At 69.3% G+C, this 12,786-nt stretch carries 13 protein-coding genes; 1 reads left to right on the forward strand and 12 read right to left on the reverse strand.

What is annotated here, in order from left to right:
- Positions 1 to 10 precede the first annotated feature (10 nt).
- From AB0H82_RS02360 to AB0H82_RS02395, 8 genes are all read right to left on the reverse strand, one after another.
- Positions 11 to 1,288 (reverse strand): hypothetical protein, encoded by a 1,278-nt coding sequence (locus AB0H82_RS02360; RefSeq protein WP_362987891.1) that lies wholly within the window; start codon positions 1,286 to 1,288, stop codon positions 11 to 13.
- A complete protein-coding gene (locus tag AB0H82_RS02365; RefSeq protein ID WP_362987893.1) occupies positions 1,285 to 1,947 on the reverse strand; it encodes a SigE family RNA polymerase sigma factor in 663 nt (220 codons plus the stop codon). The genes AB0H82_RS02360 and AB0H82_RS02365 overlap by 4 nt, the downstream gene beginning before the upstream one ends.
- 360 nt (positions 1,948 to 2,307) lie before the next feature.
- Positions 2,308 to 3,366 carry an aspartate-semialdehyde dehydrogenase gene (locus AB0H82_RS02370; RefSeq protein WP_362987895.1) on the reverse strand — a complete coding sequence of 353 codons (1,059 nt, stop codon included), beginning with the start codon at positions 3,364 to 3,366 and terminating at the stop codon, positions 2,308 to 2,310.
- Positions 3,363 to 4,634, reverse strand: coding sequence for an aspartate kinase (locus tag AB0H82_RS02375; RefSeq protein ID WP_362987897.1), 1,272 nt, complete (start codon positions 4,632 to 4,634; stop codon positions 3,363 to 3,365). The genes AB0H82_RS02370 and AB0H82_RS02375 overlap by 4 nt, the downstream gene beginning before the upstream one ends.
- A 247-nt stretch (positions 4,635 to 4,881) precedes the next feature.
- Positions 4,882 to 5,562 carry a Uma2 family endonuclease gene (locus AB0H82_RS02380; RefSeq protein ID WP_362987899.1) on the reverse strand — a complete coding sequence of 227 codons (681 nt, stop codon included), beginning with the start codon at positions 5,560 to 5,562 and terminating at the stop codon, positions 4,882 to 4,884.
- A 50-nt stretch (positions 5,563 to 5,612) separates the two neighbouring features.
- Positions 5,613 to 6,551, reverse strand: a complete 939-nt coding sequence (locus AB0H82_RS02385) for a hypothetical protein (protein WP_362987901.1) — start codon at positions 6,549 to 6,551, stop codon at positions 5,613 to 5,615.
- Between the two features lie 304 nt (positions 6,552 to 6,855).
- Positions 6,856 to 7,044 (reverse strand): DUF397 domain-containing protein, encoded by a 189-nt coding sequence (locus AB0H82_RS02390; RefSeq protein WP_362987903.1) that lies wholly within the window; start codon positions 7,042 to 7,044, stop codon positions 6,856 to 6,858.
- Entirely contained in the window at positions 7,041 to 7,835 is a 795-nt protein-coding gene (locus tag AB0H82_RS02395) for a helix-turn-helix transcriptional regulator (RefSeq protein ID WP_362987905.1), read from the reverse strand. The genes AB0H82_RS02390 and AB0H82_RS02395 overlap by 4 nt, the downstream gene beginning before the upstream one ends.
- A gap of 78 nt (positions 7,836 to 7,913) precedes the next feature.
- On the opposite strand from AB0H82_RS02395, the gene AB0H82_RS02400 reads away from it, so the two are divergent.
- Positions 7,914 to 8,318 (forward strand): hypothetical protein, encoded by a 405-nt coding sequence (locus tag AB0H82_RS02400; protein WP_362987906.1) that lies wholly within the window; start codon positions 7,914 to 7,916, stop codon positions 8,316 to 8,318.
- Here the strand turns inward: AB0H82_RS02400 and AB0H82_RS02405 are convergent.
- The 4 genes from AB0H82_RS02405 to recR form a co-directional block, all read right to left on the reverse strand.
- On the reverse strand, positions 8,308 to 10,881 hold the full coding sequence (locus tag AB0H82_RS02405) for a tetratricopeptide repeat protein (RefSeq protein ID WP_362987908.1): 2,574 nt from the start codon (positions 10,879 to 10,881) through the stop codon (positions 8,308 to 8,310). The genes AB0H82_RS02400 and AB0H82_RS02405 overlap by 11 nt on opposite strands.
- 15 nt (positions 10,882 to 10,896) lie before the next feature.
- Positions 10,897 to 11,211, reverse strand: a complete 315-nt coding sequence (locus AB0H82_RS02410; RefSeq protein WP_362987911.1) for a trypco2 family protein — start codon at positions 11,209 to 11,211, stop codon at positions 10,897 to 10,899.
- Between the two features lie 240 nt (positions 11,212 to 11,451).
- The gene (locus tag AB0H82_RS02415; protein ID WP_362987913.1) at positions 11,452 to 12,117 is read right to left on the reverse strand and encodes a DUF5063 domain-containing protein; all 666 of its coding nucleotides are present in this window, start codon (positions 12,115 to 12,117) and stop codon (positions 11,452 to 11,454) included.
- A complete protein-coding gene (recR, locus tag AB0H82_RS02420) occupies positions 12,110 to 12,709 on the reverse strand; it encodes a recombination mediator RecR (RefSeq protein ID WP_362987915.1) in 600 nt (199 codons plus the stop codon). The genes AB0H82_RS02415 and recR overlap by 8 nt, the downstream gene beginning before the upstream one ends.
- Between the last annotated feature and the right edge of the window lie 77 nt (positions 12,710 to 12,786).

Genomic DNA, 12,786 nt, shown 5'->3' on the forward strand with positions numbered 1-12,786 from the left:
GCGGGCAGGGCTAGGAAGCGGGCAGCACCCCGGTCCGGTACACCGTCCCCGCGCACGCGTTCGGGACCGTGGCGGCCGCCGACGGTGCCCCCGCCTCGGCGGTCAGGGAGACCACGACGCTGCCGTCGGCCACACCGCCGTCCGCCCGGCCCAGCTGTGTCTCCATGCCCTCGGGCGTTCCGCCGCCCGGGGTCCCGCTGTCGCCGCCCTCCGAGGGCGTCGGGTTGGGCGTGGGCTCGCCGCCGTCCGTCGGGCACTTGTCCGACGGCAGCCAGGCGAACCGCACCTCGTACGCCGCGCCGGGCTGCAGTACGAGCGGGCTGGCCTCCTGGGAGGGGTCGGGCAGGCCGAGCGCCGCGTCCCCCGCCGTGTGGTCGACCACGACGATCTTCGTGGGGTCGGCCGCGCCCTGCGCCACCGCGCTGACGGCGCCGGCGGCCTCGACCGTACAACTGCTGTCGGAGACGTTCGAGACGCGGAAGGAGCCGTACACCGAGCCGTTGGCGTCCGCGGGGTTCGTGCTGCCCGTGGCGCCGAGCTGGGCCGTGTCGCAGACCGGCGAGCTGGCGGCCTCGGAGGTGGAGGGGTCGGGCGAGCCCGTACCGCCGCCGCCCGTGCCGCCCTTCGCCTTGCCGTCCTTCTTGTCCTTCTTGCCCTTCTTGTCCTTGCTCTTGGACTTGTCGGGCTTCTTCTCGGACCCCTTCGAGCCCGGACCCGGGCCCTTGCCCTGGGTCGAACCGCCCTGCGCGTCCTGGCTGTTGCCCGCGATCGAGGGACGGTCGTCCGAGTCGCCCTTGGAGTTGGTGACGTGCACCAGGGCGGGGACCGCGGTGCCGATGAAGAGCGCGGCGGCCGCGATGCCGACGACGGCCTGGCGCTTGCGGGCCCTGCGGGCGGGGACCGCCTGCCGCAGGTGGTCGAGGGCGCGCTCGCCCGGCTCGATCTCCTGCACGGCCTGCCGCATCATCCGCCGCAGCGCGAGCTCGTCGGCGCCGAGCGTGTCCTCGGGACCGGCCCCGCCCTCGGAGTCGAGCCCTCCGACGGCCCGCAGCCCGCCGGTGGAGCCCCGCCCGTCCGCCGGGCCACTCCCGTCCGCCGGCCCGCGCCCGCTCTCCGAGCCGCGCCCGTTCTCCGAGCCGCGCCCGCCTTCCGAGCCGAGTCCGTCTTCAGCACCGGACCCTTCGGGTCCGTTGTCCGGCCCGGGGCCGCCATCGGGACCGTGGTTCACGTTTCCGTTCCTGCCATGGTGCTCAAATCCGCCCTGCTCGTCACGCTTGCGCTCACTCATGCCGGCGCCTCCATGGCGACCCTCAGGGCCGCGATGCCACGCGAGCCGTACGCCTTCACCGAGCCCAGGGATATGCCCAGGGTCTCGGCGACCTGCGCCTCGGTCATGTCGGCGAAGTAGCGCAGCACGAGGACCTCGCGCTGGCGCCGCTGGAGACCGCGCATCGCCTTGATCAGCTCGTCGCGCTCCAGCTGGTCGTACGCCCCCTCCTCCGCGCTCGCCATGTCGGGCATCGGCTTCGAGAGGAGCTTGAGCCCGAGGATGCGCCGGCGCAGCGCGGACCGCGACAGGTTGACCACGGTCTGACGCAGATAGGCGAGCGTCTTCTCCGGGTCACGCACCCGCTTGCGGGCCGAGTGCACCCGGATGAACGCCTCCTGCACCACGTCCTCGCAGGACGCCGTGTCGTCGAGAAGCAGCGCGGCGAGGCCGAGCAGCGACCGGTAGTGGGCGCGGTAGGTCTCGGTGAGGTGGTCGACTGTGGTGCCCGCGGTCATCGTGTCGTCAGCGCCCTCGCGCTGCGCCGGCATGCGGGCGGGCCGCGCCGCGGGCATGGGTGCGATCACCGGCATGCCGCCGGTCGTGCGGGAACGACGAGGAGGACGCAGCGCTGCCGCGCCTCTCGCCTGTACCGCTGTGAAGTCGAGTACCTCTGCCACGCTTGTTGGACACGCTTCCCCCCATCAGGGTTGTACGCATCCGGCATCGCGTTTGCGGCATGTCGCGCGGGCACCGCTTGTGACGATGCATCAAAAGCCCCCATGCGTACCAGCTCTTCCCCTATGCCCCATTTATTCCCGGCGCTCGGGCCGCCCCTGAGGGCGACCGCTAAAGACGCCCCCCGCCCCGCCGCCGGTTGCAGTGATCAGACGCGAATCTTCGAACGCGGAGATGATCCAGTTCAAGCGTTCATGGTCACCGAGTTGGACACAGAACTTACACAGATCCCACAAAGGGCTCGCCCGTGGGGTGGTATGTACCAATCCGCGTAATCCGCGCGTTCAAGGAGGCCGTTCGGCTCAGCCGGCCGTGAACTCCCCGGCCACCAGCTCGGCGATCTGCGCGGTGTTCAGCGCGGCGCCCTTGCGCAGGTTGTCCCCGCAGACGAAGAGTTCCAGCGCGGTGGGGTCGTCCAGGGCGCGCCGCACCCGCCCCACCCAGGTCGGGTCGGTGCCGACCACGTCGGCGGGGGTGGGGAACTCCCCCGCGGCCGGATTGTCGAACAGCACGACGCCCGGGGCGGTGGCGAGGATCTCGCGCGCCTTGTCCACCGTGACCTCGTCCTCGAAGCGCGCGTGGACGGTCAGGGAGTGGGTGGTGACGACGGGCACGCGCACGCAGGTGGCGGCGACGCGGAGCCCGGGCAGGCCGAGGATCTTCCGCGACTCGTCCCGGACCTTCATCTCCTCGGACGACCAGCCGTCGTCCTTCAGGGACCCGGCCCACGGCACGACGTTCAGCGCCACGGGCTCCGGGAAGGGGCCGGTGTCGTCCCCCACGGCACGGCGTACGTCACCGGGGCTGGTGCCCAGTTCGCTGCCCGCGACGAGGTTCAGCTGCCGACGCAACGTATCGATGCCGTCGCGGCCGGCCCCGCTCACGGCCTGGTACGAGGAGACGATCAGCTCGCGCAGGCCGAACTCGGCGTGCAGCGCGCCGACGGCCACGATCATCGAGAGCGTCGTGCAGTTCGGGTTGGCGACGATGCCGCGCGGCCGCACGCGGGCGGCGTGCGGGTTGACCTCGGGGACGACCAGCGGGACGTCCGGGTCCATCCGGAAGGCGGCGGAGTTGTCGACCACGACGACGCCCTTGGCGGCGGCGACGGGCGCCCACTGCGCGGACACCTCGTCGGGCACGTCGAACATGGCGACGTCGACCCCGTCGAAGACGTCCTCGGACAGGGCGTGCACCTCGACCTCCTCCCCGCGCACGGCCAGCTTCTTGCCGGCCGAGCGCGGGGAGGCGACGAGTCTGATCTCGCCCCAGATGTCGGCGTGCTGCGACAGGATCTGGAGCATGACGGTGCCGACGGCCCCGGTCGCTCCGACGACCGCGAGCGTCGGCTTACGGCTCATCGGCCGGTGCCTCCATAGACGACGGCCTCGTCCGTGTCGGAGTCGAGCCCGAAGGCGGTGTGCACGGCGCGCACGGCTTCGTTCACGTCGTCGGCGCGGGTGACGACCGAGATGCGGATCTCGGAGGTCGAGATGAGCTCGATGTTCACGCCGGCGTCGCTGAGCGCCTCGAAGAAGGTCGCGGTGACGCCCGGGTTGGTCTTCATCCCGGCCCCGACGAGCGAGATCTTCGCGATCTGGTCGTCGTAACGAAGAGAGTCGAACCCGATGGCCGACCGGGTCTTCTCCAGGGCGTCGATGGCCTTGCGGCCCTCGGCCTTGGGCAGGGTGAAGGAGATGTCGGTCAGGCCCGTCGAGGCGGCCGACACGTTCTGCACGACCATGTCGATGTTGACCTCGGCGTCCGCGATGGCGCGGAAGATCGAGGCGGCCTCGCCCGGCTTGTCGGGCACGCCGACGACCGTGATCTTGGCCTCGGAGGTGTCGTGCGCGACACCGGAGATGATGGCCTGCTCCACCTTGCGGTCCCCTTGCGGTTCGTTGCTGACCCACGTGCCCTGAAGCCCCGAGAACGAGGACCGCACGTGAATCGGGATGTTGTAACGACGTGCGTACTCCACACAGCGGTGGAGGAGCACCTTGGACCCGGAGCTGGCGAGCTCCAGCATGTCCTCGAACGAGATCCAGTCGATCTTCCGCGCCTTCTTGACCACACGCGGGTCGGCGGTGAAGACGCCGTCCACGTCCGTGTAGATCTCGCACACCTCGGCGTCGAGCGCGGCGGCGAGGGCGACGGCGGTCGTGTCCGACCCGCCGCGCCCGAGGGTGGTGATGTTCTTCCCCTCCTGGCTCACACCCTGGAACCCGGCGACGATGGCGATGTTGCCCTCGTCGATGGAGGTCCGGATGCGGCCCGGGGTCACATCGATGATCCGCGCTTTGTTGTGGACGGAGTCGGTGATGACGCCGGCCTGGCTGCCCGTGAACGACTGGGCCTCGTGGCCCAGGTTTTTGATCGCCATGGCCAGCAGGGCCATGGAGATGCGCTCACCAGCGGTCAGCAGCATGTCGAATTCGCGTCCGGCAGGGATCGGGGATACCTGTCCGGCGAGATCGATCAACTCATCCGTCGTGTCGCCCATCGCCGACACCACGACAACGACCTGGTGGCCGTTCTTCTTGGCGTCGACAATTCTCTTGGCGACCCGCTTGATGCCCTCGGCATCGGCTACGGAGGAGCCTCCGTACTTCTGCACGACAAGGCCCACGTGCGCTCCTCGCTCAGTCCGTCTGTTCCGCACTACTGCGGTCGGCTCAGTCTAACGAGCGGCCGAAATTCGCCTCGCTGATATCACATCGTGAGATGTCCCGCTCACAAGTTGATCACCGCTGGCATACGTTCCCGCTGTTCGGGGCGTACGTTCCGACCGCTCGGCTTGGCACATGCCCGGTTCGGAGCGGGGCACTCCGAAAGTGGGGCGCGTCACAGGTTCTGGCGGCTTCTGGCCGGGGGCCTCAGGCGGTGTAGTTCTTGAGCTGCTCCGTGTTCAGGGTGATGCCGACGGGGGCGGGGAGGGGGACGGCGGCGCCGTACGCGTAGGCGGGGTTTCGCCGGTAGTCGCCGTCGAGAGGGCCGCTGAACACAGTCACGGTGTCACTGTCGCGGTCGATGAGGAGGTAGACGGGGATGCCTGCGCGGGCGTACCCGTGTCGCTTCTCGTGGCGGTCGCGGCGATCGGTGTCGCGGTCGTACGAGGTGACTTCAACGACCATGAGGACGTTGCTGGGGTCCGCCCACTCCCCCTGCCCGCCGAAGCTCCCTACCGGCGCGAGCGCTCCGTCGGGCTTCGCGCGTCCTGCGCGGTACCCCTCGACGACCAACCCCTGCTCGGGGTACAGCCCAAGTTCCGGGCGTTGCTGCATGCACTGTCGCAGCAACCACATGATGATTTCTCCGTGGTCGCCGTCCGGCACAGGCTTGACCCCTAGTTTTCCGTCGATGAGCTCGAGAACCACCGCTTCGGGGGCCACTCGGGCAAGTTCCTCGAAGTCCTCGGCATCGATCGGACCGTGCTTCACGCACAACCTTCCCCCGAGAAATTCGAGCTTGTTGCGCACGGTCTCCGGAGCCCTGCGGACGAGCTCCTCGAAATCCTCGATGGACATCTCCGGGCGCTCTTCGGTGCTGGGGGTCATGGCGTCGCCTCCTTGACTCCATGGTGCCCGGACCGGCACGTCCTGCACGCTCATACGCCGTCCCGGGGCGTCGGCAGTCCGGCGGCCCGGCGCAGCTCCGCCACCCTCTCGGTCACGTCCACGACGTCGTCGTACCCCGCGGGGCGCGGACGAGTCGGGCTCAGCGGCCGTGCGAGGAACGTGTCCGGGACGTACCCCGACCGCTCCTCCTGCGGGCAGCAGTCCATGCAGATCCCGTTGACCAGCTCGACAGAGGTCTCGGGTTCCTCGCAGAACGGGCAGATCATGACGGCGCGGGTGACGCGGGCGCGGGCCTTGGCGGGGGCCTGACGCTTGGGGGGCATCTTGTTCTCCAGTCTGTTCCGGGCGAGACCGCCCGGGTTGGTGACGGTGGGCGGCAGCCCTTCGGTGAGGGCGCGCGTGATGTCCTGCGGGGTGGCCCCGCGGGCGAGCCACTCCGCTGCGCGGGGCGCGAGCTGCTTGCACTCCTGCTCGGAGAGGGCCATGCGGCGGTCTGCGGTGCGGAGTTGGGCGAGGGTGTGGTGGGCCGTGGGCGGCTCCGGCTCCGGTGCCTGCTGGGCGGCGGGCTCCGGCTCGGTCACCCTGGCCAGGCCCGGCTGGTACGCGTCGGTGACGTCCCGCCCGTGCCGCTCCCGCACGAACTCGGCCCACCACTCGCGCGACTTGGGCTCCCTCGACCAGTACGTCCTGGTCACCCACCGCATCGAGTTGTCCTCGACGGTGATGTGCTCCTTGACCCAGCGCAGGTGACCGGCCTCGGTGAGGCGCCTGAGGGAGGTACGGGTGGCCTGCTGGCCGTACCTGGGGTGTTCGGCGGCGATGACCTTGTGGCCCATCGCGGCCCCGTCGGGAAGATGATCGACGAACGTCGCGAATTCCGCGTCGCGGGGGCCCAAGTGTGCGAAGTCGGGCTCGGTGTCCGGTTCCGCGTCACCCGCGAGGCGTTTGCCGTAGCCCGATTTGGCCATGGGGTGGGACGGGGAGGGGAGCACGGCATTAGGCTTGGCGTAAGCCACGGTCGGCTGCTTTCGAGAGTAGGGCTTAGGAATCGAAGGCACTCGATACGTCGAGCTAGGCCTCGGACCCGGTGTTGGCGCACCGGCCGAGGCCGTTCTATTGCCGCGAACCTAGGGCGCCTTTACGTTCCGGCGCAAGCTGACTACGGAACGTCACTCTTGAGGGTGACGGAACGCGCAACTCCCCTTTTGGGTAGGTGGGTTGGGTCAATTTCGCCGGTGAACCAGACCCAGGAAGAAGCTCGGGTCCCGGGGCTCAAGCTCCGGGCTGAACTGCGGCGATGAAGGCGGCCCAGGCGGGGGCGGAGATCGTCAGCTCTGGGCTCGCGGGGAGTTTTGAGTCGCGGACGCGAAGGCCGCTGGGAGCGCAGAGCGCTATCTCGACGCAGTTGGCACCCTCGTCGTCGCTATAGCTGGACTTGAACCAATTGAGCTCGACAGTCACAGGTCATCCACCATCCGCTCGATGAATTGGGCCGACTCAGCAGGGCCGAGAGCCACCGTGCGGATCATGCTAAGCCGCTCACTCTGGGCGGCGACCACATCCGGGTCGGCAGTCAACTGACTCACCGACTGCCCCTCCGAGAGGGCCAGTCGTTCATGGTCGCGAGTCTCCAGAAGCACCATCGGACCGGGCAACGCGGCAGGAAGTGCACGGCCGAAGGGAAGCACCTGCAACACGACGTTGTACAGACTCCCCACCTCCAGCAGCCGCGCCAGCTGTGCCTTGTCCACCTGCGGGACACGCAAGGCGGCCTCGTACACCACAAAGCTGACGGCTACCGGTGGCCGCCGAGTCAGGATCGACTGCCGCTCCAACCGAGCCGAGACGCGCTCTTCAACCGTCTCCATGTCTACAGGCGGGCAACGGTTTCCGATCAGCGACCTCGCGTAGGCCTCCGTCTGCAACAGACCGGGAATGAGGGCGACTTCGTACGACCAGTGGCAGATCGCCTCCTGCTCCCGAGCCATGAAGTCCTGGGCTCGCTGCGGAAACCTCTCACGCTGGACGTAATCCTTCGCCGCGCTCAGCAGCCCATCCGCCCCGCACAGGGCATCCGCCGCGTCCAAGACCCGGGCGGTCGGCATACGGACACCCTGCTCCATGGCCTTGATCGTGTCCGGCGAGTAATTACAGGCAGCGCCCAGCTCCTCCCGCGTGACGTTCGCCTTCATCCGCCACCGCTTCAACTGGTTCCCGCTATAACGCCACGTCGGGTTGTACTGAACGGACACAGCGACCACCTCCGACGGATACAGCCGGGCGTGTATCCCCTCAGTCACTACCGAGCGTAACTCCGCCCACCGCAAAGTGTGACCATGACGAACGCAATTCACTGGCCCGAGTGGGTCCCGGTGGCGGGGCACCAACTCCGGGTGTCCGGCGTGCACTTCGACACGCTCCGGATTCAGGGCGTACGAGGGGAACAGGTCGCCGCCCGCCTGCTCGCCGAGGCGGACGGGGACGCCGGCCCCGTCATCTGCGAGGCGACGGGCTTCCGCTGGATGTACTTCCTGGTGGCCCCGGGCACGGCCAAGGACCACACATGGCCGCTGGGCGTACAACGCTTCGGAACCCCGCGCACGGTGACGTACATCGGCATCCCGGCACTGGCCGGCAACACGTGGCCCCTGCTCTGGTACTCCGAGCCGACACCGACGGCACCATACGTGGATCCCGCACGACTGCTCGCGACGCTGGGGCCGGTCAGTCCGTAGGCTTGCGGAACTTCCAGTTGCTGTTCCGAGCGGAGTCCAGAGCCCTCCTCGCCATCAGCGTCTGCGGGTGGTCCGAACCCATCACCCGCCTGCAGCCGTCCCATACCTGCTCGTACAGAGCCATCGAACGACCGACATCGCCCGCCTTCCTGTATGCGACGGCCAGGTTGTTCAGCGACGTCAACGTGCTCGGGTGATCCGGGCCCAACACGCGCAGCCGATCCGCCAGCACCTGTTTGTACAAAGCGATCGCGCGAGCGACATCACCCGCCGCACTGTACGCACCCGCCAGGTTGTCCTGCGACGACAGCGTTTCCGGGTGGTCCGCGCCCAGAACGCGCGACCGCTCGGGCACCACCTGCTCTAGCAAGGAGACCGCACGAGCTGAATCACCCGCAGACTCACAGGTGGCAGCCAGGTTGTTCCGCGCCCTCAACGTGTCTGGGTGGGCCGCCCCCAACACCTGAGCGCAGTCGGCCAGCACCTGCTCATACAGGGCGATCGCATGCCTCGAATTACCCGCCGACTCATGGACGGCGGCCAGGTTGTTCCGTGCCGCCAGCGTGTGCGGGTGCTCCGCGCCGAACACCCGGGTGGCCGCGCCCACACCGCGGTTGAGGTACTCGATGGCCTTTGCCACCTCGCCCTGCCCTTCGAGGTAGAGGCCCACCTCATTGATGACGTAGTGAGTCACCTGGGTGTCATCGGTGGGCCTCCACGCCTCCAGCAAGGCCTCGGCATGCGGCAAGAGGGCCCTGAACGTCGGCCATCCGTCCACATTACGCGCGGGGTCGCTCGGGAAGAGGTCGTGCAGCCGGACCGCGGCCATCCCACGGGCGCGCTCGATGAGGGACGCGGCCCGATGCGGGTCCTTCTCCGCTGCCGTGCGGGCCACCGTTTGGACCAGGCGGTGGACACCGAGTGTCGAGCGGTCGAGGGTGATCATGTTGTAGTTGGCCAGAAGGGCCAGGAGACGGGCGAGGTCGACGGGGTTCTCAGCGAGGGGAGCGAACAAGTCGCGAGGAATGCCCGTCGGGGCGTACCAGGCCGCGATGCGCAGCAGGTCGACGGCGCGCGGGTCACGTTTGTGGAGAACATCCAGGGTGATGCGCCAGATGCGGGCCATCGTGCGTGCCGGGTCCGAGCCCTCAGGTGCCGCGTCGGTGGCATCCCCCGGGTACTGGCCGAGCATCTCCCGGTACTCCCCGATCGTGATCGAGGTCTGGGCGATGAACGCCCCCGCCTGCTCCAGGGCAAGGGGCAAGTGGCCCAGGTCTTCGGCCAGGGCGCGGGCCTCGTCCTCGTCGCCTCCGTCCGTCAGGCGTGCCAGTAGGTCTAGCGAGGCGTCGGCGTCGAGGACCGGGAGGGGAATCGGATCTCCGGACCAACCTCCCTTGCAGCGGGACGTGATCAACTGCCGCCCTGCATCGCAAAGTTGGCCCGCCACCGCCCGCACATCCTCGGGCCTCTCCGCATTGTCGAATACCAGGAGCCAGCCCGGGTGGGTCTGCAGCCAACCGATGGCCCAGGAGGCGGCCTGGGCGGTCGCCAGGGTGGGCGCGGGCCCTCGAAGGCGGGCAGCCAGCGCGGCGAGTCCCACGTCGATCAGGTCCGGCGTATCCGCGCGGATCCACCACACCAGCCTGTACGCGTCCCGGTGGTCGTGGGCGTAGTGCAGCGCCAGCGTCGTCTTTCCCACGCCGCCGAGGCCGTGCAGGGTCTGGGTGATCGTCTGGGAGTCCTCGGACAGGGCACGGCTGAGCGAGGCGAGCGCCTCTTCGCGGCCGACGAAGAACCGCGACGGCAGGTCCGGCAGATTGTGGAGGCCCCGGGGCGCCTCGACGTCGTACGCCGTGCGCAGCTCGACCGCGTCGGCGTCCGTCGCCGTGACCTCCTCCAGGACCAGGTCACCACCCGCCGCCTTCACCGCCATCGCGAAGCCGGGCCGCGCGGCGAGCGACGCCACGGACACCGCCGTGAGCTGATCCGCCTCGTAGTCCCTTGCGCGGTCGGTCGTGACCACGCCGACGAGCCGTCCGCGAGCGAACAGCGCCGCGCCGGATGCTCCCGACCAGCGCGACTTCTGGTCCGCTTTGCTGGGAGTGGCCACCCGGTCGACGTACGCGGTGATCACGTCGCCGCCCGACTTCAGGCCGGTCAGGGTCTCGATGTGGCCCCGGATCTCCTTCGTGTCCCGGACGCCGTCCCGCGCCTCCGCACGCGGGAAGCCGACGGCCAGGCAGCCGAGCCGGCTTTCGGCGACGGCCGGATCGATGCGGCCCCACCGTACGGGAGCGGCACCGGGCAGCAGCGGCGCCCAGGACGCGCCCGTGACGAGGATCAGTGCCGCATCCGGCTGCGGGTCCGGTCCGCGCTCAGGCCAGAGAACCTCAGCGTCGGCCCATTGGTCGTGCCCGTCCGGGTCGAGCCGGCGGACCTCCAGTCCCCCGGCGCCCCGGACGTTGTGCAGCGCCGTGAGGACGATCCGGTCCGCGACCAGATAACCCGTGCCCGCCCTGCCTTCGCCCGGGTTCCAGATCTCCACGACCCGTCGTACGTCCATGACGTGGCCGCCGCCCTACCGGGGGCGCTCCTCCACGTCGTCACCGACCCGCGCGTCCTCACCGGTCTCCGGGTCGACCGGCTGCAACGTCACCTTGAGCCGGCTCACCGTGCCCTTGGAGCGAGCCGCCTTCGCCTCCGCCCCGAAGGGGAGCACGAGCACCTTCGCTCGGGCCTCACCGTCCTTGCGCACGTCGACGGTGAACTCCAACTCGACCGGCCCTGTACGGAATTGAAGGCCCTGGCCCTGACCCTCCTCGGCCGCCCGCCCCAACTCCGCGCGCACCGCCCCGATCGCCTCGGCCAGTCCCACCCACGCCTCATCCGCCATGGCCCCCCGCTTCCCTAGCGCAGCTGTGTGACTCAGCGTAGCGTTGGGTCTTCAACTGGGGTGCTGGATCGGCGACTTCCGGTGCGCCAGTACGTACGCCTCGGTCGCCTTGCGCGCCGCCTGCTTGATCGGGCGCCCCCGTCTTCGTGTGCTCGGCTCGACGAGTGAAACGGTGAGGGCCGCCCCTTGGGCACGGGTGCGGGCCGCGCGCCCGTGCGGAAGCGGGAGCCGGAGCCCGCGCTACTTCACCGTCCGGAGGCCGAGCGGCCCCGCGATCTCCTCCGCCATCACCTTGCCCGCCTCCTCCTCCAGGCCCTCCGCTGCCAGGTCCTCGTCCGTGTCCAGGCCGTCGAGGTCTTCGAGGGGCTGGTTCAGGCGGACGTGGGCCACCAGGGACTGGAGGGCTCGGAGGGCGCCGGAGGCTGTGGAGCCCCAGTTGGAGAAGTAGGAGAACTGCCACCACCACAGGGCCTCTGTGGTGCGGCCCGCCTTGTAGTGGGCCAGGCCGTGGCAGAGGTCCGCCACCACGTCCGCCAGGTCGTCCGAGATGCGGCAGGGGACCGGGGCCTTGCGGGGCTCGTACGGGTCGAAGACCTCGGAGTAGACGTCGATCGGGTCCAGGAGGAGGGCCAGGCGTTCGCGGAGGTCGTCGACGTCCTGTTCCGGGCCGAGGTCCGGCTCGTACCGCTCCTCGGGGACGATGTCCTCGTGGGCGCCCAGGCGGCCGCCGGCCAGGAGGAGCTGGGAGACCTCCAGGAGGAGGAAGGGGACGGCCGAGTCCGGCTCGTCGCCCCTCGCGACCTCCCTGACCGAGACGATGAAGCTCTCGACCTGGTCGGAGATCTGGACGGCGAAGTCGTCCGGGTTCTGGTTCCGGGCGGTCGCGTGCAGCGTGGCATCAGACATCTAGGAGTCGTCTCCCCTCGAAAGCGCGGCCCAGGGTGACCTCGTCCGCGTATTCCAGATCTCCCCCGACAGGGAGTCCGCTGGCCAGGCGGGTGACCTTCAGGCCCATGGGCTTGATCATGCGCGCGAGGTACGTCGCCGTCGCCTCGCCCTCCAGGTTCGGGTCGGTCGCCAGGATCAGCTCCGTGACCGTGCCGTCGGCCAGGCGCGCGAGCAGTTCCCGTATGCGCAGGTCGTCCGGGCCCACGCCCTCGATGGGGCTGATCGCGCCCCCGAGGACGTGGTAGCGACCACGGAACTCTCGCGTCCGCTCGATCGCCACCACGTCCTTCGGCTCCTCGACCACGCAGATGACGGACTGGTCGCGGCGCGGGTCGCGGCAGATGTTGCAGAGCTCTTCCTGCGCGACGTTCCCACAGGTCGCGCAGAAGCGGACCTTATCCTTCACCTCAAGGAGCGCGTGGGCCAGGCGGCGTACGTCCGTCGGTTCCGTCTGGAGGATGTGGAAGGCGATCCGCTGCGCGCTCTTGGGACCGACGCCGGGCAGCCTGCCCAACTCGTCGATGAGGTCCTGAACCACGCCTTCGTACACGGAACGCCTTTCCCGTAATCATGCTGTGCTGCTGAGAGTGTCCGGCTTCTACGTACCGTAGTTGGCCGGGGGGTTTC

It is taken from the genome of Streptomyces sp. NPDC050732 (genome assembly GCF_040654255.1).
GTDB lineage: Bacteria > Actinomycetota > Actinomycetes > Streptomycetales > Streptomycetaceae > Streptomyces.